Genomic DNA, 22,998 nt, shown 5'->3' with positions numbered 1-22,998 from the left:
TTAGTTGCCTTCGAGGTAGCGCTCTACGTCTAACGCAGCCATACAGCCAGCACCGGCCGAGGTGATGGCTTGACGATACACATCATCTGCGACATCGCCTGCGGCAAATACACCGTCGATACTGGTTGCTGTGGCGTTACCTTCGCGGCCGCTTTTGACTACCAAGTAGTTATCTTTCATTGCAAGTTGGCCTTGGAAGATATCAGTGTTTGGGGTGTGGCCAATGGCAATAAAGATTCCAGTAATGCTCAGCTCACTATGACTGCCATCATTATTTAGTAAGCGCACCCCGGTAACTCCACGGTTATCGCCCAGCACTTCTTCTACTTGAGCATTAAGTTTTAACTCAATTTTACCTTCAGCAACCTTGGCTTGCAGTTTGTCTTGCAGAATTTTTTCTGCGCGGAAGGTATCGCGACGATGGATTAAGGTGACCTTTTCGGCGATGTTGGCTAAATACAGCGCTTCTTCGACAGCTGTATTCCCGCCACCCACCACTGCCACCTGTTGCCCACGATAGAAAAAACCATCGCAGGTAGCGCAAGCTGAAACACCTTTACCCATAAATTGCTCTTCTGAAGGTAGCCCTAAATAGCGGGCACTGGCACCGGTGGCAATAATCAGTGCATCACAGGTGTAACTGCCACTGTCACCAATTAAAGTAAAAGGCTTTTCTTGTAGCTGCGCCGTATGAATATGATCAAAAACTATTTCTGTTTCAAAACGTTCGGCGTGTTTTTGCATGCGCTCCATTAAAGCCGGACCTGTCAGTCCTTCAAAGTCTCCTGGCCAGTTATCTACTTCAGTGGTAGTGGTTAGTTGGCCGCCAGCTTGCAGGCCAGTAATCAGTAGTGGTTTGAGGTTTGCTCTAGCTGCATAGACCGCCGCGCTATAGCCAGCAGGGCCTGAACCTAAAATAATGACACGTGCATGACGAGTTGTAGACATTAAAACACTCCAAAAATAAAGATAAATTCTAGTGCTGCAGCCGTTAGGGGAGGGAGCAGCTAATAACTAATGATGTGTCGCTGATCCACTTTTTGCTTTGATACTTAAACGTTTAGGTTAAGCAAGTATTAACCGGTTCCCGTAACAAACCGCAGCTAAAGCCTGTACATGCAGTTATTCTAACAAAATCAGGAGTCAGGCATAATTAGCCCTCTAGATTACACCAATGCCTATCGATAAAAAGGCGCTGATACCGATTGTCGCAGGCTATAACCGCATAAGGATAAACCCATGAGTACACCGGTACTAAGTGGCCCTGAGTATTTCAAACGGGGCTTTAGCTACATTAAACAACCCGGTTTGCGCCGCTTTGTGGCGATTCCACTGCTGATTAACCTGAGCTTTTTCATTGCTATGGTGTACTACTCAGCGCATTTTTTTAACAGCTGGCTTGCTCGCTTAATGGCGACTATTCCTAGTTGGTTGAGCTTTCTTGAATACCTGATGTGGCCTATTTTTGTATTACTGATTATGTTGGTGATTTTTTTTACCTTTACCACCTTGGTCAATTTAATTGCCGCGCCTTTTAATAGTTTTTTATCGGAAAAAGTTGAAGTAATCGAGCGTGGTGAAGATCATTTTCCGCCTTTTGATACTGCTGAGTTGCTGGCGATGGTGCCACGCACCATGGCGCGGGAGCTGCGTAAGTTGGCGTATTTTTTACCACGAGCTCTGGGCTTATTAATTTTATCTTTTATTCCTGGGGTTAATATTTTAGCCGCACCGCTATGGCTGCTGTTTAACATTTGGATGATGGCAGTGCAGTACATTGACTACCCAGCGGACAATAACAAACTTGCTTGGAGCGATATGCTGCATTGGTTACGGGCAAAGCGCTTACAAAGTTTAAGTTTTGGTGGCATTACTTATTTGGCCATTATGGTGCCCATTTTTAACTTACTGGCAATGCCAGCGGCTGTGGCTGGCGCTACCTTATTTTGGGTACATGAAGAAGGACGGATTTTACCACCAGCAATATCTACTGAGTGATTTGAGAGCTAGAGGTGGTGAGTCAGGAGTTGACGGGTAAAACGAAAAAAACTCTAACGACAGATGATTTTATCATTTGGAGCGCTTACTAGATTGCTTTAACTTTGGTTATGAAGATTTGAAATTATATAGCCAAAGGTAATAAGTTATGCGCTTTACTCGTTCAAGCTACAGATTAATCGCCGTCGCTTTAAGTTTCTCTGCAACGGCACTTTTGGCGGCCGAGCTAACTATTGGTTACCAAACGGGAGTGCAACCCAGTGTTCTGGCTCAAGCTCAGGGAGAGTTTGAAAAAAACACACAAGCAACGCTGCATTGGCAGCGCTTTAATACCGGCGCTGATTTAGTCAAAGCTTTAGCTTCTGGGCAAGTTCAAATCGGCTATCTTGGCGTTAGTCCTTTTACTGCGGCTATTAGTCGTGATGTACCGTTACAGGCAATTTTGGTCGCTGAGCTGCTAGGTGATGCTGAAGCCTTAGTGGTACGAGCTGGCATCAAACAGCCAGAAGATTTAGTCGGCAAAAAGATTGCCGTGCCCTTTGTTTCTACCAGTCATTACGGTTTGCTTAAAGCTTTAGAGTTATGGGGAGTAGAGCCACGCACGCTTAGTTTACTGAATATGGATCCACCAGCCATTGTGGCAGCTTGGCAGCGCGGGGATATTGATGGTGCTTTTGTTTGGGATCCGGCCTTAGGCGTAGCCAAACAAACAGGCCAAGTGTTGCTGTCTGCGGCTGACTTAGCCGCCAACCAATCCCCAGTGTTAGATGTTTGGGTTGTACGCCAGGCGTTTGCCCAAGCTTACCCGCAAGCAGTAACAGACTTTACTGACACAGTACTGCAAAGTTATGCCAACTATCGTGAAAATACCGCTCAGTTTCTGGATGATCCGCAGCAATTGCAGTTGATCAGTCGGGTTTCTGGTGCCAAGAGCAGCGATATAGCGCAGTTACTTGCAGGTAATCAATTTCCTGTACGCGCCGAGCAGGCTGCGCTGTTAACTCAGACCTTGCCAAAAGCAATGGCTGATACCGCTGATTTTTTACACGCTCAGGGACAGCTAACTAAACGGCTTGCGGATTATTCGGCTTACATTACCACTGATTTTGTCGTTGAACTGCAGGAGCAATAAGATGACAGAGCTACAAGTAAAGCAGCTCAGTGCCAGTTACGGGGCACAGCGGGTATTACAGGATCTGAGTTTTAGCCTTAAATCACAGCAACTGTTGGTCATTTTGGGGCCATCAGGAAGTGGCAAGACTACGTTACTTAATTTGCTGGCGGGGTTTGAGTCCCCCTTAGCAGGAGACCTATTACTCAATCAGGTTGCGATTACTGGACCGAGTGTAGAGCGTGGCGTGGTGGCGCAAGCGGATACGTTATTGCCTTGGTTGAATGTATTGCAAAATATCGCTTTGCCATTGCGTTTGGCTAAGTTACCGGCGATACAGTGCCAACAGCAGGCTGAGTACTGGCTGCATCGAGTGGGTTTGCAGGCTTTAGCTGAGCGCCAGATTTGGCAGCTCTCTGGTGGGCAAAAACAGCGGGTGAGCTTAGCAAGGGCGCTTGCTGCTGAACCTAAGTTACTGTTGCTAGATGAACCCTTTGCTGCTTTAGACCTGTTAGCTAAGGAGCAAATGCAGCAGCTATTGCTTGAGGTTTGGCAGTTAACTAGCACCCCGATGCTATTAATTACCCATGATGTCGAAGAGGCCTTGTTTTTAGCCACAGATATTTTGCTGCTGACGAACCAAGGCCAGATTGCTCAGCAACTCAGTGTGGATTTCTCGCAGCTTTTTGTTCAAGGCGCAACAATTCGAGAGCTGAAGTCTTCGGCAGCATTTATTGCAAAGCGCGAATTACTCTTAGGGCAGATTCTTGCCGCTTATTCATCGGAGGCAGCATGAACTTTGCTTATGCGCTGGCCTGCAGTTTACCAAAATCAAAATACGCCTCAGCTAAGGCGGTGAAACGACCTACAGCACTTGTTCTTGGCCTGATCAGTATTACTAGCTTATTGGGCTGCTGGTGGTGGGTGAGTGCCGTGGGTTGGCTGGATCCACTGTTTTTGCCTAGTCCACACAGCATCTTACAGCGCTTGTGGATGATTTTGCAGCAAGGGTATATGGGTGTTGGATTACTGACCCATATTGGCATGAGCCTGTGGCGCATAACTCAAGCGCTACTGTTGGTATTAATCACTGCTATTCCTTTAGGTATTGCCATGGGGCGTTGGCCGTTGCTCAAGGGCTTAGTCGATCCAATCATCGAATTTTTTCGGCCGATTCCGCCCTTAGCCTATTTGCCATTAATAGTTATTTGGGCAGGGATTGGTGAGGGGTCTAAGGTTTTGCTAATTTTTATTGCGATCTTTGCTCCAGTCTTAATTGCTACTGCCAATGCAGTCAAAGCAGTGTCACCTAGTCGACTCAGGGCTGCCGCTAGTTTAGGAGCAAGCTCTTGGCAGCAAACGCGCTGGATTGTTTTGCCCAGTGCACTGCCAGAAATTTTAGTCGGTATCCGCATTGGTTTGGGGGTGGGTTGGTCAACCTTGGTCGCAGCAGAGCTGATTGCTGCAACAGAAGGTTTGGGCTTTATGGTGCAGTCGGCATCGCAGTTTTTAGTCACCGAAGTGGTGATTCTAGGCATTGTTTTGATTGGCCTGATTGCCATTAGTTTAGAGTTGGTGCTGCGTTGGTTACAGCAACGTTGGGTGCCTTGGTATGGAAAAAACTATTAAGAGTAGAGCGTTATTATGCCATTACAGATCACACCGTTAAGCCCTGCACTAGGTGCAGTAGTGCAAGGGGTACAGCTCAGCCAGCCGTTATCCTTGACCACTAAACAACAACTGGAACAAGCACTGCTTCAGTACCAAGTACTCTTTTTTCGCGATCAGCCGATTACGCCGGCGCAGCAAAAGCACTTAGCTGAGCAGTTTGGCATGCTACACGTGCATCCTATTTTTCCAAAAGTCGCTGAGCAGCCGGAGATTATTGTGCTAGATACTGAGCTGACAGACTTAACCGATAATGCGTTGTGGCATACGGATGTTACCTTTCTAGCTAAGCCAGCAATGGGAGCTATTTTGTCTGCCAAAATTTTACCAGCAGTGGGTGGTGATACGTTATGGGCCAGCAGTAGCGCGGCTTATCAAGGATTGTCGGCGCCGATGCAGCGATTATTAGAAGGATTAAGCGCAACCCATGATATTAGTTTGTCATTTCCTGAGGCGCGCTTTGCCATTGATCCCCAACAAAAAAGGCATTATCAGCAGGTCACTCAGAATAATCCTCCGGTGTCCCATCCAGTTATTCGTATACATCCACAAACCGGGGAGAAGGGCTTATTTGTCAGCCAAGGTTTTACGCGCTGCATTAATGAGCTTTCAACAGCAGAAAGTGATGCCTTGCTAGCTTTTCTCTTTGCTCACAGTACACAGCCAGCCTACAGCATTCGCTGGCAATGGCGCGTGAATGACATTGCTTTTTGGGATAACCGCATTACTCAGCATTATGCAGTTTTGGATTATTTACCCAATCGCCGAGTAATGCATCGGGCAACCATTTTGGGCGATAGGCCTTATTAGCTGGGTATATAAGCTCTGGGCGCGACCAAAATAAGTCAGGCCCAGGGCTGAGCCATTATAGGTGCAGTATTTTCTCGCTGGGTTCAACCACCGAGGTAGGAACATTGAGCTTTTTCCCGTAAATGACCGCATAGGTCAGCACGTTATGTACGTACAGCCGTGTTTCATCAAAGGGAATGGTTTCCGCCCAGACATCATAGGGTAAGTGCTCAGCGCCACGTAGCCATTGGCGAACTCGTCCAGGACCTGCGTTATAGGCCGCAGAAGCTAAGACTCGGTTACCATTAAACTGGCTAGCCACTTGATTTAAATAAGCGGTACCTAGCTGAATATTGGTGGTTGGATTGAGCACTTGAGCATTGGATGGCAGATTGATTTGGTAGCGTTTCGCCGTTTCACGGGCAGTAGCGGGCATTAATTGCATTAAGCCTAAAGCACCGGCGTGAGAGCGAGCATCTTCCATAAAACCACTTTCTTGGCGCGTAATCGCCATTGCCCAGCTGGGGCTAATTGATTGTGCCTTGGCGTATTGAATCAAGCTGCTTTTGTAGGGAGTAGGGAAGCGAATCACTAAGTCGTCTAAGTGTTTGGCGAGGCCTAGTCCGCGAATGGCAGGAAAATACCAATTCATATTAAACGCTAGTTGCGCTTGTGCTTTGAGCTGTTCGGCTGACAATTGTGAGCCAACGTGATACCACTCGCGTCTGGCATCAATCACTTCACCTCTGGCATAAAATTCTTGCGCGCGCTGGGTGCCAGGTAAGGCCTCTAGCGTTTTTAGTGTAGATTGACTCGGTTTAACGGGAATATGAGTTAGTACATAGGGTTGATGTAAAAAATCTGCCGCGAGAAAACTATAAAAATCCCGCTCTTGAGGAATGGCATTAAATAGCGTAGTGATCTGTTGGCTACGTGGATTGGCCAGCTGTTCGGTACGGGCTAACCAATAGCGCCAGCGATTGGTCTCGGCCAGATGTTGCGGAAAACGTTTAATTAATTGGTGCGCCTCAGACCAACGCTCTAGTCTAAGTAAAAGTCGGGTGCGCCATTCGGTTAAGCTGTCATCTTTTAGCTCGGGGTCATAGGTGGCCATGATGGGTAGGGCTTTGGCATCAAAGCGCTTGGCTAGGGTCAAAGCCACGGTACGGGCGACACTCAGTTGCTGCTCAGGGGAGAAGCTAAATTGTCGGCTGTAGTCGGCGAGTAAGGGGATAGTGGTTTCAGGGCTTTGTCTGGCTAAGCGAGTGAGGCCAGCTAAGACAATTTCTCCCATCAGTGGGTGATTACTGGCAAATTGAGCACGGTCATTGAGGCGCTCGGGATTTTTACTTACCGCAATCAGTAATTGGGCTTGATTGTGGCTGTAGGCTAGCTGCTTAACTAAGTAATTAGCCAGCCCATAGTTACGTGCTTGAACCGCTAACTTTAACCGTTCCCAGCGTTTCTCTTCGGTTTGTAAGCCAGCATCTTGCCAGGCTGCAAATAACGGATCGCAAGCATTGGGCTGCGATTGGCCACTCAGCCAAAGTTGGTCAGCTAAGGCAAAAGCTTGTTGTTTACGGCCTTGATAGAGGTGGGACTGACCACTTAGGCAGTCCAGCTCGGTAAAGTTAAGCTCTGCTGAGTAGTAGCGATCAAAGGTTTTCCAGTCGTAATTTTTCGCTAAATTACGCAGCCAGCGTAGTTTCAGCCAACGACTTTGGGGTAAATCATCGTGCGCCTTTAAGAAACGCTCCACTTCTTGCGTGCTGGCGCTATCTAGGCGCAAGCTGAGTTCTTCATAAGCCAAATAAGGGGTTAGTGGATAGTTTTTTAGTTGGCGCTGATTGGCCAAATACACCGCTGGATCTTTTTTATCCATGGCTGCTTTGGCTTGAGTGTAAAGACTGCGCTGGCTGCTAATTGATGCCGCGCTAGCTGGCAGGCTAGTGAGCACTAAGCTACCGGCTAAACACAGGGTATAAAACGAAAGGGCAGCTTTATGCATGATAAAACCCTAATAAATGAACAAAGATGCAGCTAGCTTAACGGCTCCGTAGCAGGGTTAAAAGAGGAGATGATGAAGAGTAGGGGATTACTTTAGGGAGCAACAGATAGTTAGTGGCTCCCTAAGCTTTGATTAGACTAGTGGGTGTTCACAGGTAAGTAAGCGGCAATGGATTGCCAAAGCGGTAGGGCAATCAGCCGCCCAGTTACCGTTAGCGTGCAACGCTGGTCAGTTAGGTTTACCAGTTGTGCTTCGCTGAGCAGCGTAAGATGCTGCATTAACTGATAAAACTCCGTACTTTGTGCAGGGTTAAAGGCGTGCTGTAATGCAGTGAGTGCTAGCTGATACTGGCAAAGCCAGGCTTGCTGTAAATCTGCATGGTATTGTTCGCCGCTAGTTAGGGGCTGAGTGCTAGTAATACTTAGCTGTGGGGTGAGTGATAAAGCCAAATAATGGGCCATAGATGAAGTGTTAGCGCCTTCAAACTGTTGAATGCGGGTAACAGCTCCGACCCCGACTCCAATTTGATAACTTTTCTGGTGAGCGGTATAGCCCTGTTCAGCATGGGCTAAAAAGCCTTCTTCGTAAGCAATGGTTAAATCATCATCGCCTAAACTGAACTGTCCATTGCCTAAGTGGGTATAGTCGGCAGCGGTAAAGGTGCGAAGTGCGCTGCAGAGATAAGGACTGACCGTTAATGCAGGATTAGCAGTTGAGGCGTGGGCAATAAACTGCAGACGATCAGGCATTAACCAAGACAACTCATCCAGTAGGGGTTGCCAGTTTGCTAGTTTACTAGCGTGTTGGGGATAAAAAATCTGGCAGCCGATACTACGAAACTGAAAAGTACGTGCCGCTTCAATTAAGCGTCGAACATGGCGTAGCGGGTTTAACCCAGAGTGATCATTTAAATTAATACCAAAGGTGACATGGTTAAAGCCGATCTGGTGCAACTTAGAAATATCGCCCCAGTCATAACGGGCAGGATCTAAGGTGATGTGGTAATCATTAAAAAAATCGGCCTGTAGGCACAGCTTCTGCTCGATAAAATTCATTAACTCACCGAGTTGAGCTAGAGATAGAAAGTGACTGGAGCCATGTACTTCTAACTGTTTGATTACATTATGTTGGCTAAGCTGACTGGCAATTAAGGTCAGTTCATTTTTGAGTGCTTGCAGATAGTCATAACTAGCTACAGCAGCAGTTGTGCGCCGAGTCGTACAGCAGGAGCACGGGGTTTGGCAGCTAGGCAAATAAATTTGTAAGCTAATCGGATGCTGGGTATCACGAGTATTGCGCAGTGCACGGTAGAGCGCCAACGAGTGGGGAGAATGAGAGGCTTTAGCAATGGCTAAGCGTGGCTTAGTCTTAGACGTCATCCAAGAAAATAAAGACTGCATAGATCAACACTCTGCTGCTGTTGTTATTTGAAGTCAGGCAACAGTAATCAAGCCTTGGTCGGCCCTTGTTGATTTGCATCAAGCGTCATTAGTCCGCCCGCTGCTTGGGGCTAGCGTTCTATTATTTGTTGATATGTGTCAGCTTTAATGGCCCATCAACCACATTTGATGTGGGCCGGGCAGGGTCCAAAGACCAAATAGAATTAACAGTAAGCCACTGAAAATACGCACCGCTTGGCGTTGTAAAAATTGCTTTAATTGTTCAGCAGCAAGTCCAGAAATAATTAATACCGGCCAGGTACCTAAGCCAAATAGCACCATTAATAAGCCACTATGTAGCGCATTACCTTGGCTGGCTGACCAAATTAAGGTGCTATACACCAAGCCACATGGCAGCCAGCCCCATAATGCGCCAAGGAGAATTGCTTTAGGTAAGCTGGTTACAGGTAATAAACGTTTGGTTAGGGGTTGAATATAGCGCCAAAGGTGTTGTCCTGCGCGCTCAAGGCGATTTAAACCAAACCACCAGCCGGCTAAATATAAGCCCATGGCAATGAGTAATAAAGCGGCAAAGATACGCAGCCCTAAAGCCAAAGGACTATTTTGTAGTGCCCAGCCACCTAGACCAAAAAGCACGCCAGCGATACCGTAGCTGCTCACACGACCGAGGTTATAACCCAGTAACAGCTTAAAGCGTTGAGCTTTGTGCTCGGGAGGAATGGCCATGGTTAATGCTCCCATTAAACCACCGCACATGCCAATACAGTGGCCGGCACCTAATAAACCAATGATGAGAGCTGAAGCGATTAACGGTAGGCTCAGCATGAAAATTACTCTTTCGTTACCGTTTTATGCTTCACCGCTTGCTCATTAGAGTGATTGAGCGAGGCATTGGCTTGGGTGTGTTTGGGGTCTTCGTCATCAAATAAAATGCTATGGGCGGGGCCATCTAAGTCTTCGTATTGGCCATTATCGACCGCCCAAAAAAACAGCCGAATCACCACTGCAACAATAATTACTGCGGCTGCGACCATGACATAGAGCGCAATCATAATGTCTCCTAAGTGGTTTGAATGCGAGTTAAACGTAGCGCATTTAACACAACCAGTAATGAGCTAACAGACATTCCGATGGCTGCCCAAAAAGGCGTTACCCAGCCCACAGCAGCAAAAGGAATCACCAGCCCATTGTACAGGGTTGCCCAGCCGAGGTTTTCAATAATTATGCGGCGGGTTTTTTTCGCCACCGCTAAGGCATCGACTAAGGTGCTAAGGCGGTTGGAGAGTAAAATGGCATCGGCACTGGTTTTGGCTAGGTCAGTGGCGCTACCCATGGCGATACTGATATCGGCAGCGGCAAGTACCGGCACATCATTCACTCCATCTCCGAGCATCAATACACGCTGCCCTTGACTGTGCAACTGTTCCAATACCGCCAGTTTTTGTGCTGGTGTTAAACCTGCTTGAGCATGCTTGATGCCTAATTGTTCGGCAATTTTAGCCACCATCGGTGAGCTATCACCCGATAGTAAGTAGGTGTTCCAACCTTGTTGATGGCAAGCATCAATTAGTTGTTGAGCGTCTTCACGTAGTTGATCATTTAATACAAACCATGCCAAGACCTGACGTTCATCGCCTAATAGCAGCCATTGACCTTCACTGTGTAAGGTCAATGGCGGTGTTTGCTGACTTAATTCGCTGACAAAATCAGCGCGGCCAATGCGATAGGTTTGGCCATTAATCTGACCTTCTAGGCCTAATCCTAGAAAACTGGTGACCTGCTCTGCATTAAGCGCTGAGCGACCAAAGGCGCGGGCAATAGGGTGTTCTGATTGACTTTCAAGGGCTGCTGCTATGGCGATGACTTGCTGCTGTGAATACTCACCAAGAGGATGGATCTCCGCCAGTTTAAGTTTGCCCTCAGTTAAGGTGCCCGTTTTATCAAAGATCACCGTATCAATATGCTTTAACCCTTCTAGCACATGGCCGCGGGTTAATAACAAACCAAGCTTATGTAGCGTGCCAGTAGCGGTGGTTAGGGCGGTAGGCGTGGCCAGTGATAGGGCGCAGGGGCAGGTCGCTACCAGCAGTGACAACACCACCCAAAAAGCCCGCTGACTATCAATTTGTAGCCAGATTAAACCCACACTGAGCGCAATTAAAAGTACACAAATTAAGAACCACTGGGCAAAGCGATCAGCCAGTTCGGCAATTTTAGGTTTAGCACTTTGGGCGCGCTCTAGAAGGCGCACAATCGCTGACAGCCGAGTGTTATCACCGAGTGCTTTAACCGCCACGGTGAGGGGGCCTTCTACGTTTAAAGTGCCCGCAGTGACTGCTTCGCCAGCCTGTTTAGGCAGGGGCAAATATTCGCCAGTCAGTAACGACTCATCAATACTAGACTGGCCTTCGATAATGATGCCATCGGCAGGAATTAGGTGTCCTGGAGGAATAATGACATGGTCATCAATGGCTAGTTCTTTCAGTAGTATCCGTTGGGTTTGTTGGTTTTCATCGAGTCGTAAACACGAGGTGGGCAGCAGATTAACCAGCTGTGCGGTGGCGGCAGAGGTGCGCTCGCGGGCCCGTTTTTCTAAGTAACGGCCGGATAATAAAAATAGCGCAAACATACCGCAGGCATCAAAATATAGCTCGCCTTGCCCCGTTAAGGTGGACCAAATACCAGCAAGATAAGCGCCGCCAATCGCCAGTGATACCGAAACATCCATGGTGAGGTGACGGGTTTTAATATCACGCCAAGCGCCTAAGAAAAACTCGCTACTGCAATAAAAAACAATAGGGGTGGTAAGAATTAAACTGGTCCAGCGTAAAATAGTGTCAAAGCCTGCGGACAGGTCAATATTAAACTCAGGCCAAGTCGCCATAGTGGCCATCATCACCTGCATCCACAGTAAACCTGCGACACCGACTTTACGTAATGAGCGTTTATTTTCCGCTGCCATGCGCTCAGTTGCGGTATCTGCTTGCCATGGATGGGCCACATAACCAATTTGATGAATCTTTTGCAGCAGCGTCGAGAGTGGGACTTGCTGTTGATTCCAGCGAATATGTAGCCTGTGATTTGAGACATTGAGCCGTGCTTCAGCCACACTCGATTCTTCGCGCAGATGTTTTTCAATTAGCCACCCACAAGCTGCGCAGCTGATGCCTTCAATCAGTAATTGGGCTTCACTTAAGTCGCCTGAGTGTTGCACAAAACTTTGTTGTAAATCAGCGCGATCAAGGAGTAATAATTCATCAGGAATGACGGCTGGCAAAGTTTCGGGGTTAGCTGAAGGTTCACTGCGATGCTGGTAATAGCTTTCGAGTCCATTTTCAACAATGGCTGTAGCCACACCTTGACAGCCAAGGCAGCAGAATTGGCGCTCTTGTTGCAGAACGGGATAATGAAAATGACTGTGAGCTGGAATCGGCAGCCCACAGTGGTAGCAGGATGGCGTGGTGGTCATGCAACTAAGTCAAAGGGTAGGCGCACGCGGTTACTCTTCGCCTAACAAAATTTTACTCGAGAAGGTAACGTTCTCTTCTTCAAATAGACGCCAAGTGGCTTCTTGTTCTTTACCCAAAACTTCAACCATACGGCGCCCCGTTACATCATCGTCTGCTAATAAGCCACGATACAGACCGGGCTGATCAGGTAATGCTTGCAACACGATGCGCCGATCACGTTCAGGCTGGGTAGGGGAAATCAAGGTTAGCTCTAAATAGGGCGGCTGGCTTTCCCCTTCAAGGGTAAGTAAGGCTTCGCCGCGCTCTTGATCTAACGTCAGTTCCGCTTGAATCTTCAAACTAGTAGCTAAGGATTCACGCTCGAGCGAGCGGTTAATTCCTTTACCCGCATCATAGTAGTTATCGACTACTAGGCTGGGTGGGTTTTTTAGCGAGATAAATAGCAGCGACAGTCCGAGGACAACGGAGGTGCTGAGTAATCCTAGGATAAACCACACCCAAGGTTCTTTGTACCAAGTGGATTTTGTCTGATCGGACTGTTGCATACTTACCTCTATAATTAACGGAGAACGGCTGGTCCTAAAAAGCGACTGCTAGTGCTGCGCTTAATCGTGGCGTCGTCTTCCGCTTCAACGTGGAATGTAATTTCATTAGCGCTTGAAGGCAGATCTTCCGGAGCTACCGAAATAGATACCGGCACTGAAAGGAGTTCACCTTCAGCAGCTTTTACGCTACTGCGACCTTCTAACTGAATGCCAGGTAAGCCTTCTGCGGTAATTTTAAATGAATGTTCAGTCTGGGCTTTGTTAATAATCACCAAAGTATAAACGTTTTCGATCCGGCCCTGACGATTTTCACGGAACTGGGTGCGGTCTTTAATTACGTTAAACTCAACCAGTGGGCGGTTGATTACGGTGTAGGTAAACAAGCTCGCCATGGCGGTGAGGGCGAGAGCATACCCAATTAAACGTGGGCGTAGCACTTTAGTCTTCTTGCCCGACAGGTTATGTTCAGTTGTGTAACTGACTAAACCAGGCTCGTAGCCCATTTTCTCCATGATGCTGTCACAGGCATCGACACAAGCGGCGCAACCAATGCAGGCAATTTGCAGGCCATCTCGAATATCAATACCTGTAGGGCAGACGTGTACGCATAGCTTACAGTCGATACAGTCACCTAAGCCTTGAGCTTGGTAATCAGCCCCTTTTTTCCGCGGGCCACGTTTTTCACCACGGGCTTCATCATAGGAAACAATCAGCGTGTCTTTGTCAAACATGACGCTTTGGAAGCGTGAGTAGGGACACATATAAATACATACTTGTTCGCGTAACCAGCCAGCAAATAAGTAGGTAAAGAAGGTGAAAAAACTAACCCAGAAATAGGCCCAGCCACTGGCTTGTCCAGTGAGTAAATCTTTGGGCAGTTCTCGGATCGGCGTAAAGTAACCGACAAAGGTTAAGCCCGTGCCTAAGCCAATTAACAGCCAAAGGCTATGCTTGGCAAATTTGCGCAGGAATTTATTGGCCGACATTGGCGCTTTATCGAGCTTCATGCGTTGGTTGCGATCACCTTCAGTGATCTTTTCCACCCACATAAAAATCCAGGTCCAGACGCTTTGTGGGCAGGCATAGCCACACCAGACACGACCGGCAAACACAGTAATAAAAAATAGGCCAAAAGCACAAATGATCAGTAGCCAAGCCAAGAGCACAAAGTCTTGTGGCCAGAAGGTAGCGCCAAAAATATAAAATTTGCGCTCGGGAAGGTTCCACCAAACGGCTTGGCGACCATTCCATTGCAACCAAACGGTGCCTAAAAATAAAACAAATAAAACGACGCCAGCACTGATGCGGACGTTGCGGAATAAACCGGTAAAGGAGCGGGTGTAGATAGCATTACGCTTGGCATATAGCTCGGGGCCTTGATGCTCTTCTGGCGTAACGTTTTTTACGGGAATTTTATCAGTCATCAGGAGTACCACGGTGTTGTAAAACAATCTGGCCAGCTTAACGCTGGCCAGAATAAAAGTAACTACCTGTACATGATACGCCGACTACTGGAGTGCGGCGCGCGACGGCATGTCGCAGTAACTTAGTTCTCAGTATTACCTTGAGACAAGCTATACACGTAAGCAGCTAACAGGTGTACTTTGTCATTGCCTAAGAACTCTTCTTGAGCAGGCATGTGACCGTTACGACCCTCACGGATGGTTTTTTGTACCATCTCGAAGCTGGAGCCATACAGCCAGATATCATCGGTTAGGTTAGGCGCGCCTAAAGCGTGCATACCTTTACCTTCTGGACCGTGACAAGCGACACAGGTGGTTGAGAAAACTTGCTTACCGGCTTCAAGGTCAACCCCTTCTGGGTTCTTCAGGCCAGAAAAGCTGCGCACATAAGCGGCTACGTTTTTCACACCATCTTCACCAATTGCATCTTTCCAGCCAGGCATCACTGCGTTACGGCCTTTGAGAATGGTGGTTTTAATCACTTCAGGTTGGCCACCCCAGATCCAATCGTTATCGGTTAGGTTAGGGAAACCATAAGCACCTTTCGCATCCGAGCCGTGACATACCGCACAGTGAGAAGCAAATAGGCGACCACCCATTTTTAGCGCTTCCTCATCTTTTGCCACTTCAGTGATTGGCATCTCAGCATATTTAGCAAAGATAGGGCCGTATTTCTCATCGGCCTTAGCCATTTCTTTTTCCCATTGTTTGGCGGCAGTCCAACCACCTTCGTAACCGGGTAACACGCCTTTCCAAGTACCTAAACCTGGGTAAAGTACGAGGTAACCCGCAGCGAAGATGAAGGTTGCCACAAACAACATAAACCACCAGCGTGGAAGAGGGTTATCGTACTCTTCAATGCCGTCATACACATGACCGAGCTTATGGTTGTTAGCATCAGGTCTTTGTCCCTTACGCGTGGCAAAAATTAGCCAGATAAGGGCTACCAAAGTCCCGATGGTTAATACAGAAATATAACCACTCCAAAAAGAAGTCATTGGTTTTTGCTCCTGGAAGTATCTTGGTCTAGCTTACCTGAATCGGACTGTTCGTCAGCGAAGGGTAAGTTAGCCGCATCTTCAAAACTCGACTTCTTTTTACCGAAAACCCAGTATAAAAGGCCGACAAACGCAATGAAGACGATGAGCGTGCCTAAGCCGCGAATAGTTCCGATTTCCATTTATGCTTACCGTTTATTCTTAATTGAAGTTCCAAGTACCTGTAGGTAAGCCACAATGGCTTCCATCTCAGTCTTGCCTTTTACGTTAGCTACTGCGCCGTCAATGTCTTCATCGGTGTATGGAACACCTAACCAGCGCATGGCTTTCATCTTGGCGACTGTGTCTTTACCATCTAACTTGTTTTCCACAAGCCATGGGTAAGCAGGCATTTTAGATTCAGGTACCACGTTACGTGGGTTGTACAGGTGCGCACGGTGCCAGTCATCAGAGTAACGACCACCAACACGAGCTAAGTCTGGACCTGTACGCTTAGAACCCCATAGGAATGGGTGCTCATACACGCTTTCGCCAGCCACAGAATAGTGACCATAACGCTCAGTTTCTGCGCGGAATGGACGAATCATCTGTGAGTGGCACTGAACACAACCTTCACGGATATAGATATCACGGCCTTCAAGTTGTAGTGCGGTGTACGGCTTTAGACCTTCCACAGGCTCATTCACTACGTCTTGGAAGAACAAAGGAACAATCTGGGTGAGGCCACCAATACTGACAGCGATCACCATGAAAAAGGCCAGAAGACCAATGTTCTTTTCAAGAAGTTCATGCTTAGACATTATTAATGAGCTCCTTCTACAGTGAAACGGCTAGCAGCTTCAGCTTCTTCACGTGAGGCTGAGCGCACGGTACGCCAAGTGTTATAGGCCATGAAGAACATACCTAATAAGAAGAAGGCACCACCGATCATGCGAACAATGAAACCGTAGTGACTGGACTCAAGCGCTTGAACGAATGAGTACGACAGGGTTCCATCTTCGTTAACGGCACGCCACATTAGACCTTGCATAATACCGTTGACCCACATCGAGGCGATGTAGAGTACGGTACCAATGGTGGCTAACCAGAAGTGTAGGTTAATTAAGCCAACGCTATGCATTTGTGTGCGACCGAAAACGCGTGGGATTAAGTGGTAAAGCGAACCGATTGAAATCATCGCTACCCAACCTAATGCACCGGCGTGTACGTGACCTACGGTCCAGTCAGTGTAGTGCGACAGAGCGTTTACAGTTTTGATAGCCATCATTGGGCCTTCGAAGGTAGACATACCGTAGAAAGCTAATGAAACGACTAAGAAACGTAAGATAGGATCCGTGCGCAGTTTATGCCAAGCACCGGAGAGGGTCATCATACCGTTGATCATACCGCCCCATGAAGGTGCTAGTAGAATCAAGGACATTACCATACCTAAGGATTGTGCCCAGTCTGGCAGTGCGGTGTAGTGCAAGTGGTGCGGACCGGCCCAAATGTAAAGGGTGATCAGTGCCCAGAAGTGCACGATCGACAGGCGGTAGGAATAAATCGGACGATTAGCTTGCTTAGGTACGAAGTAGTACATCATGCCTAAGAAGCCGGTGGTCAGGAAGAAGCCTACAGCGTTGTGACCATACCACCACTGAACCATGGCATCTGTAGCGCCAGAGTACATGGAGTAAGATTTAAAGAAGGTAACAGGGATCGAAATGTGGTTCACGATATGTAGCATTGCGGTCACAATAATGAACGCGCCGTAGAACCAGTTACCCACATAAATGTGCGAAGTTTTACGCTTGACGATAGTGCCAAAGAACACAATGCCGTAGCTCACCCAAACAATCGCTAGCAGAATAGCGATTGGCCACTCTAATTCAGCGTATTCTTTAGTGGTGGTGTAGCCTAAAGGGAGCGTAATAGCTGCAAGCACAATAACCGCTTGCCAGCCCCAGAACGTAAAGGACGCCAGTTTGTCGCTGAATAAGCGAGTTTGTGAAGTGCGTTGTACCACATAATATGAGGTAGCAAAGAGCGCACATCCACCAAAGGCGAAAATTACGGCGTTAGTATGCAATGGACGTAAACGTCCAAAGCTTGTCCAAGGAAGATCAAAGTTAAGTTCTGGCCACACTAATTGCGCGGCGATCAGAACGCCCATGCTCATTCCTACAATGCCCCAGACCACCGTCATTATGGCGAACTGGCGTACGACCTTGTAGTTATAAGCAGTCTGTTCGATTGCTGTACTCATGCTAAAGATTCCACGGTTAATGGAGTTTTTGGGGTTACGTTTCGTAATGGGGCGGTTAAGCATCCTTTATGCCCCTAACTAAAACAGTGCTAATACAATTAGCGGGCTGTATTTAAACTAACTGACTAGAAAAAGTCTTGCGGTAGGTCAGCTAAATAGCTAATGCCATCTGGCACCGGCAAAAAACGACCGACTGCAACGATTCCTAACGATTAATTTATGGTCAGAGGTTAAAACCCATTACTTGCGGGCGCTATATTAGCCTATCTAGCGGGTGACGTCATGAGTAGTTACAAATATCCTTTTGTCGCCTAGGTTTTTTAATTGTTTTTTATTTGAGGTGGCTATGTCGCAGTCGTCTTTGGTGTTATTAAATCAGCCAAGTACTGGCAGCGTACAGGCTAACCTATTGTTAGCGCATGGAGCGGGAGCGCCGATGGACAGTGATTTTATGCAGCAGCTGGTGGCCGAGCTAGTAAAGCATGATTTACGTGTACTGCGCTTTGAGTTTCCTTATATGCAGGCGCGTAGAAACCAAGGGCAGCGCAGACCGCCTAATCCTATGCCAGAATTGCAGCAGTACATGCTAGATGAGCTGGCGAGGCAAATGCAGCATTTTTCTGAGCCTTGGTTGTTAGCAGGAAAGTCGATGGGGGGACGAGTAGCGAGCAGAGTGGTCTCTCAGTCTAAGGCGCTAGGGGCGATTGCTTATGGTTATCCTTTTCATCCCATAGGTAAACCCGATAAGCTGCGAACGGAGCATTTGCCAGGATTAACTAAGCCATTGTGTGTTATTCAAGGTGAGCGTGATCGCTTAGGTGCAAAAACGCTGATCGCGGCAATGGACTTGGGTGACAAGGTCAGTATTGATTGGTTAGTTGCAGCCGATCATGATTTAAAACCCTTGCAGCGCAGTGGTCTGACTCAGGCACAGCACTTGCAGCGTGCAGCAGCAGTTAGTAGTGAATTTATTCAGCGCTGTATAAAGAATAATAAGACGAATAAACAATAAGAGAGGTAAACAGTATGGTAGCGCAGCAGGTGGCTTTTTTAGGTTTGGGAGCTATGGGTTTTCCCATGGCGGGGCATTTAGCGCGGCAAGGGCATCAAGTGACCGTGTATAACCGCACTTTAAGTAAGGCGCAGGCTTGGCAGGCGGAATATCAAGGGCAGGTTGCTGCAACTCCAGCAGAAGCCGTGCGTGCAGCTGAAGTGGTATTTATTTGTTTGGGTGATGACGCCTCGCTAGTGGAATTGTTTACTGCTGAGCAGGGTGTGCTCGCTGGAATTCAGCCAGGTACACTGGTGGTTGATCACACCACAGCTTCTGCTGCCGCGGCTATACAGTTGGCAGAATTGCTGGCGGAAAAACAGGCGCGCTTTTTAGATGCCCCCGTTTCTGGTGGGCAAGATGGTGCAAAAAAAGGCTGTTTAACGGTGATGGTGGGTGGTGATGCAGCAGATTTAGCCAAGGCTCAGCCACTGCTGGCAGCTTATGCGCAAAAAGTTGAGTTGATGGGCGAGATTGGCAAGGGGCAGCTGACCAAAATGGTCAATCAGATTTGTATTGGTGGTTTGTTGCAGAGTTTAGCTGAAGCGATTCATTTTGCCGAGCAAGCAGGCTTAGATGTTGAGAAAGCCATGGCGGTGATTAGTAAAGGGGCGGCGCAGTCGTGGCAAATGGAAAATCGTCATCAAACCATGAGTGCGCGGCAGTTTGATTTTGGTTTTTCAGTTGACTGGATGCGCAAGGATTTCTCTATGGTGCTGGAAGAGGCGCGGCGTAATGGGGCGTCCTTACCAATTACCGCCTGTGTGGATCAGTTGTATGCAGAAGTCCAGCAGCTGGGCGGTGGGTGGATGGACACTTCGGCGTTAATGTTGCGCTATAAAAAGGCGGACTGATGGAGTGCCGAGTAGGATGTGGGGCGTGTTGTATCGCCCCATCAATTACCCAGCCCTTACCAGGTATGCCGCAAGGTAAGCCAGCTGGGGTGCGTTGTGTGAATTTGGATGAACATAACTTGTGCCAATTATTTGGTACCAGTCAGCGCCCTGATTTTTGCGGAGGTTATCAAGCCGAGTTGGCGTTGTGCGGCGAAACAGCTGCGCAAGCGCTGCAACTGATTGGTGCTTTAGAGTTGGCAACGGCTTAAGACTAAAGTTAAGGAGTGACTATTGAGTCTCTTTGTATTTTCTTGTGACTAAACTCTATGATTTATTCATCACCTAATGTGATTGGTTGAAAACAGGAGAATAACAATGTTTAAGAAAGTCATCGCTGTGACTGCTTTAACGCTAGTGGCTGGTACGGCGTTAGCTAATGAGTGGAAAGAAGAAAAAAACGCTGATGGAGTTCAGGTTTTTTTAAAGCAAGAAGCGGGTTCTAAATATAAAGCCTATCGTGGCGTCACTGTAATCAATGCCAGTTTAGATAAAGTGCTAGCGGTGCAGGCAGATGCCGCTAACTCCTGTCAGTGGATTCATGAGTGCAGCTCGCTGAAGGTGCTGAAAAAAGAAGGGTCTAGTGTTTGGACCTATACCCAGTTCTCTACCCCTTGGCCAGTTACACCGCGGGATTCGGTATTGAAAGTGACTGAGTCTAAGCAGGGCGACGAGGTAGTGCGCAAAATCGAAGGCTTGCCTAGCTATCAGCCTGAAACTAAAGGCTATGTGCGGGTAGCTAAGGTTGATGGTTATTGGAAGTTTAAGCCGTTATCGGCTAATCAAACCCAGGTGACCTATGAGGTGCATACTGATCCAGGTGGTAGTGTGCCGGCGTGGTTAGCTAATAAGTTTGTGGTTGAGGCGCCTTTTAACACCTTAGTTGGCATGCGCAATGCTGCGCAAAAGTAAGGCTTAAGCAAATTAGTGCTATTAAAAAACCCAGCCATTTGGCTGGGTTTTTTCGTGGAGTGCGTTTAAATTAGCGCTTTTCAAGATCCACATAGTCGCGCTGAGTATAGCCAGTGTATAACTGACGAGGACGACCAATTTTATAAGGGCCTGAGAGCATTTCAGTCCAGTGGGAGATCCAGCCCACAGTGCGTGACATGGCGAAAATCACTGTAAACATGCTGGTTGGAATACCAATAGCTTTCAGGATAATGCCAGAGTAGAAGTCAACGTTCGGATAGAGGTTGCGCTCTTTGAAGTAGGGATCGTTGAGTGCGTACTCTTCCAGTTTCATTGCCAGCTCTAGCTGTGGATCATTAATGCCCAGCTCTGCTAGTACTTCGTCACAGGTTTCTTTCATAACTTTGGCGCGAGGGTCAAAGTTTTTGTAAACGCGGTGACCAAAGCCCATTAGCTTAAATGGATCATTTTTGTCTTTGGCTTTAGCGATGAACTTGTCGATGTTAGAGACATCGCCAATTTCGTCGAGCATGCGTAATACTGCTTCGTTAGCGCCGCCGTGAGCAGGTCCCCACAGCGCGGCAATTCCGGCTGCAATACAAGCAAATGGGTTAGCACCAGAAGAGCCAGCTAAGCGTACAGTTGAAGTGGACGCGTTTTGCTCGTGGTCAGCGTGCAGAATAAAGATACGATCCATTGCGCGCGCTAAGGCAGGGCTGATCGGCTTAATTTCTGCTGGGGTGTTAAACATCATATGCAGGAAGTTTTCTGCATAGTTTAGGTCATTCCGTGGGTACATAATGGGTTGGCCCATTGAGTACTTGTAAACCATTGCCGCAATCGTCGGTAACTTGGCGATTAAGCGGTGGGCAGAGATTTCGCGATGCTTTGGATCATTAATATCTAAAGAGTCGTGGTAGAAAGCCGAGAGCGCACCAACGATGCCGCACATAATAGCCATTGGGTGAGCATCACGACGGAAGCCGTTGAGGAATGACTTGATTTGCTCGTGCACAATGGTGTGACGGGTGATGGTGTCGTCAAACTTGGCTTTTTGCTCAGCGGTCGGTAATTCGCCGTTTAGCAATAAGTAGCAGGTCTCAAGGTAGTCTGAGTGTTTGGCGAGCTGCTCAATCGGATAGCCGCGGTGTAACAAAATACCTTTATCACCATCAATGTAGGTGATTTTTGACTCGCATGAAGCGGTAGACATAAATCCTGGGTCGTAAGTGAAGTGGTCACTTGCAATTAGATTACGCACGTCAATGACGTCTGGACCCATTGTGCCGCTAATAATTGGCAGTTCTACGGGGGCATTGCCCTCGATGATTAGCTGCGCTGTTTTGTCAGCCATGTGGCCTCCTAGTTATGCTTTAGTATCATCACGGCCCCCCACGCAGGGCCCGCAACATAATAGTGTGATTGACTCGATTGTCAATTTGAAGCGATAAAACACTGCTAAAGAGGTATGTCGCTTAAATAATATCAGGTATAGATATTTACGTTAATTGTCAAAAGCATGCAATCAACTTTTAGGTGTATGGATTCACGTTGTCATTTGGTGTGGATTTACCCTATACTGCGTGACGGACCTGTATCAGCGTGAGCTGTGTATATAGGTTCAAACATCCATAATGGTAATCGGTTTTAAACCGTACTAAACCAACAACATGCCCTGTGGTTTGGGGCTCTCTAAGTGTGAATACGCCGTGAATAGCCAACGACCTGTAAACCTAGATCTTAGGACTATAAAACTCCCAATCACTGCTTACTCATCCATTCTGCACCGTATTTCCGGTGTGATCTTGTTTTTAGGTATTGCAATTTTGCTGTACGGATTGCAAAAGTCCTTAGCCTCAGAACAAGGTTTTGCTGAAGTCAAAGAATGTTTGGCATCGCCGCTGGCGAAGTTTGTCGTTTGGGGTCTTCTTTCTGGCCTCTTGTATCACTTGACAGCTGGTATCCGTCACTTGATTCAAGATATGGGCATCGGTAATACGCTGGAAGGCGGTAAATTAGGTGCCAAGATTGTGTTCATCGTAGCTGCAATCTTAATTGTTCTGGCAGGAGTCTGGATATGGTAACTAATGTAACTAACTTCTCGCGCTCTGGTCTGTTTGACTGGATGGCGCAGCGAGTATCAGCCGTTGTTCTAGCCGCCTATGCCGTATTTTTGCTCGGCTTTATTATTGCTAATCCCAATATGGGCTACGCTGAGTGGCAAGGTTTATTTGCTAACTCTGCGATGCGCATTTTTAGCTTGCTCGCTTTAGTATCACTGGGCGCGCACGCATGGATCGGCATGTGGGCAGTAACTACTGACTACTTAACACCAATGACTCTAGGCAAATGGGCAACAGGAGTACGCTTCTTAGTTCAGGTGCTGTGCGGAATGTTAATGTTCGTACTGTTCGTCTGGGGCGTACAGATTCTGTGGGGAATGTAAT

The 22,998-nt window shown here is 47.6% G+C and carries 24 protein-coding genes; 11 read left to right on the top strand and 13 right to left on the bottom strand.

Annotated elements, in window-relative coordinates; all coding sequences use genetic code 11:
* Entirely contained in the window at positions 1 to 948 is a 948-nt protein-coding gene (gene trxB, locus AKN87_RS04850) for a thioredoxin-disulfide reductase (RefSeq protein ID WP_053099941.1), read from the bottom strand.
* A 291-nt stretch (positions 949 to 1,239) separates the two neighbouring features.
* On the opposite strand from trxB, the gene cysZ reads away from it, so the two are divergent.
* The 5 genes from cysZ to tauD all read left to right on the top strand — a co-directional run bounded on the left by cysZ (position 1,240) and on the right by tauD (position 5,587).
* Positions 1,240 to 1,998, top strand: a complete 759-nt coding sequence (gene cysZ, locus AKN87_RS04845) for a sulfate transporter CysZ (RefSeq protein WP_053102662.1) — start codon at positions 1,240 to 1,242, stop codon at positions 1,996 to 1,998.
* A 148-nt stretch (positions 1,999 to 2,146) separates the two neighbouring features.
* Positions 2,147 to 3,130 (top strand): taurine ABC transporter substrate-binding protein, encoded by a 984-nt coding sequence (gene tauA, locus AKN87_RS04840; protein ID WP_053102661.1) that lies wholly within the window; start codon positions 2,147 to 2,149, stop codon positions 3,128 to 3,130.
* Position 3,131: 1 nt separating this feature from the next.
* Positions 3,132 to 3,905 carry a taurine ABC transporter ATP-binding protein gene (locus tag AKN87_RS04835; RefSeq protein ID WP_053102660.1) on the top strand — a complete coding sequence of 258 codons (774 nt, stop codon included), beginning with the start codon at positions 3,132 to 3,134 and terminating at the stop codon, positions 3,903 to 3,905.
* On the top strand, positions 3,902 to 4,738 hold the full coding sequence (locus AKN87_RS04830; protein WP_053102659.1) for an ABC transporter permease subunit: 837 nt from the start codon (positions 3,902 to 3,904) through the stop codon (positions 4,736 to 4,738). Before AKN87_RS04835 ends, AKN87_RS04830 begins: the two co-directional genes overlap by 4 nt.
* Before the next feature lie 15 nt (positions 4,739 to 4,753).
* Complete coding sequence (tauD, locus tag AKN87_RS04825; RefSeq protein ID WP_053102658.1) at positions 4,754 to 5,587, top strand: taurine dioxygenase; 834 nt, start codon at positions 4,754 to 4,756, stop codon at positions 5,585 to 5,587.
* 55 nt (positions 5,588 to 5,642) lie between these two features.
* On the opposite strand, the gene AKN87_RS04820 is transcribed toward tauD, so the two are convergent.
* From AKN87_RS04820 to ccoN, 11 genes are all read right to left on the bottom strand, one after another.
* The gene (locus AKN87_RS04820; protein ID WP_053102657.1) at positions 5,643 to 7,574 is read right to left on the bottom strand and encodes a transglycosylase SLT domain-containing protein; all 1,932 of its coding nucleotides are present in this window, start codon (positions 7,572 to 7,574) and stop codon (positions 5,643 to 5,645) included.
* 137 nt (positions 7,575 to 7,711) lie between these two features.
* A complete protein-coding gene (locus AKN87_RS04815; protein ID WP_053102656.1) occupies positions 7,712 to 8,974 on the bottom strand; it encodes an oxygen-independent coproporphyrinogen III oxidase in 1,263 nt (420 codons plus the stop codon).
* A gap of 144 nt (positions 8,975 to 9,118) precedes the next feature.
* Positions 9,119 to 9,799, bottom strand: a complete 681-nt coding sequence (locus tag AKN87_RS04810; protein ID WP_053099934.1) for a sulfite exporter TauE/SafE family protein — start codon at positions 9,797 to 9,799, stop codon at positions 9,119 to 9,121.
* A 5-nt stretch (positions 9,800 to 9,804) separates the two neighbouring features.
* On the bottom strand, positions 9,805 to 10,026 hold the full coding sequence (ccoS, locus tag AKN87_RS04805) for a cbb3-type cytochrome oxidase assembly protein CcoS (RefSeq protein ID WP_053102655.1): 222 nt from the start codon (positions 10,024 to 10,026) through the stop codon (positions 9,805 to 9,807).
* 8 nt (positions 10,027 to 10,034) lie between these two features.
* A complete protein-coding gene (locus tag AKN87_RS04800) occupies positions 10,035 to 12,443 on the bottom strand; it encodes a heavy metal translocating P-type ATPase (protein ID WP_053102654.1) in 2,409 nt (802 codons plus the stop codon).
* A gap of 30 nt (positions 12,444 to 12,473) precedes the next feature.
* On the bottom strand, positions 12,474 to 12,989 hold the full coding sequence (locus AKN87_RS04795) for a FixH family protein (protein ID WP_053102653.1): 516 nt from the start codon (positions 12,987 to 12,989) through the stop codon (positions 12,474 to 12,476).
* A 14-nt stretch (positions 12,990 to 13,003) separates the two neighbouring features.
* A complete protein-coding gene (ccoG, locus tag AKN87_RS04790; RefSeq protein ID WP_053102652.1) occupies positions 13,004 to 14,413 on the bottom strand; it encodes a cytochrome c oxidase accessory protein CcoG in 1,410 nt (469 codons plus the stop codon).
* A 122-nt stretch (positions 14,414 to 14,535) separates the two neighbouring features.
* Complete coding sequence (ccoP, locus tag AKN87_RS04785) at positions 14,536 to 15,450, bottom strand: cytochrome-c oxidase, cbb3-type subunit III (RefSeq protein WP_053102651.1); 915 nt, start codon at positions 15,448 to 15,450, stop codon at positions 14,536 to 14,538.
* Positions 15,447 to 15,632, bottom strand: coding sequence for a CcoQ/FixQ family Cbb3-type cytochrome c oxidase assembly chaperone (locus AKN87_RS04780; RefSeq protein ID WP_053099923.1), 186 nt, complete (start codon positions 15,630 to 15,632; stop codon positions 15,447 to 15,449). Before AKN87_RS04780 ends, ccoP begins: the two co-directional genes overlap by 4 nt.
* Positions 15,633 to 15,638: 6 nt before the next feature.
* A complete protein-coding gene (gene ccoO, locus AKN87_RS04775) occupies positions 15,639 to 16,250 on the bottom strand; it encodes a cytochrome-c oxidase, cbb3-type subunit II (RefSeq protein ID WP_053099921.1) in 612 nt (203 codons plus the stop codon).
* A 2-nt stretch (positions 16,251 to 16,252) separates the two neighbouring features.
* Complete coding sequence (ccoN, locus tag AKN87_RS04770) at positions 16,253 to 17,695, bottom strand: cytochrome-c oxidase, cbb3-type subunit I (protein ID WP_053101886.1); 1,443 nt, start codon at positions 17,693 to 17,695, stop codon at positions 16,253 to 16,255.
* Positions 17,696 to 18,041: 346 nt separating this feature from the next.
* Between ccoN and AKN87_RS04765 the strand changes: the two genes are divergently transcribed.
* The 4 genes from AKN87_RS04765 (at position 18,042) to AKN87_RS04750 (ending at position 20,551) form a co-directional block, all read left to right on the top strand.
* Complete coding sequence (locus tag AKN87_RS04765; RefSeq protein ID WP_053102650.1) at positions 18,042 to 18,707, top strand: alpha/beta fold hydrolase; 666 nt, start codon at positions 18,042 to 18,044, stop codon at positions 18,705 to 18,707.
* A gap of 14 nt (positions 18,708 to 18,721) precedes the next feature.
* On the top strand, positions 18,722 to 19,600 hold the full coding sequence (locus AKN87_RS04760; RefSeq protein WP_053102649.1) for an NAD(P)-dependent oxidoreductase: 879 nt from the start codon (positions 18,722 to 18,724) through the stop codon (positions 19,598 to 19,600).
* Positions 19,600 to 19,851: a YkgJ family cysteine cluster protein gene (locus tag AKN87_RS04755; protein WP_053099914.1), complete on the top strand. Its 252-nt coding sequence runs from the start codon at positions 19,600 to 19,602 to the stop codon at positions 19,849 to 19,851. Before AKN87_RS04760 ends, AKN87_RS04755 begins: the two co-directional genes overlap by 1 nt.
* 100 nt (positions 19,852 to 19,951) lie before the next feature.
* Positions 19,952 to 20,551 (top strand): START domain-containing protein, encoded by a 600-nt coding sequence (locus AKN87_RS04750; protein WP_408033278.1) that lies wholly within the window; start codon positions 19,952 to 19,954, stop codon positions 20,549 to 20,551.
* 70 nt (positions 20,552 to 20,621) lie between these two features.
* On the opposite strand, the gene gltA is transcribed toward AKN87_RS04750, so the two are convergent.
* Positions 20,622 to 21,905 (bottom strand): citrate synthase, encoded by a 1,284-nt coding sequence (gene gltA / locus AKN87_RS04745; RefSeq protein ID WP_053102647.1) that lies wholly within the window; start codon positions 21,903 to 21,905, stop codon positions 20,622 to 20,624.
* A gap of 316 nt (positions 21,906 to 22,221) precedes the next feature.
* On the opposite strand from gltA, the gene sdhC reads away from it, so the two are divergent.
* Both sdhC and sdhD read left to right on the top strand, forming a co-directional pair.
* Positions 22,222 to 22,635, top strand: a complete 414-nt coding sequence (gene sdhC / locus AKN87_RS04740) for a succinate dehydrogenase, cytochrome b556 subunit (RefSeq protein ID WP_173568171.1) — start codon at positions 22,222 to 22,224, stop codon at positions 22,633 to 22,635.
* Complete coding sequence (gene sdhD / locus AKN87_RS04735) at positions 22,629 to 22,997, top strand: succinate dehydrogenase, hydrophobic membrane anchor protein (protein ID WP_053099908.1); 369 nt, start codon at positions 22,629 to 22,631, stop codon at positions 22,995 to 22,997. Before sdhC ends, sdhD begins: the two co-directional genes overlap by 7 nt.
* The last annotated feature ends 1 nt before the right edge of the window (position 22,998 follow it).

The sequence above is a fragment of the Thiopseudomonas alkaliphila genome (assembly GCF_001267175.1).
In the GTDB taxonomy this organism is placed as follows: Bacteria; Pseudomonadota; Gammaproteobacteria; order Pseudomonadales; family Pseudomonadaceae; genus Oblitimonas; species Oblitimonas alkaliphila.
Note: the sequence above shows the minus strand (reverse complement) of the source record. Positions and strands in the feature narration are given on the sequence as shown.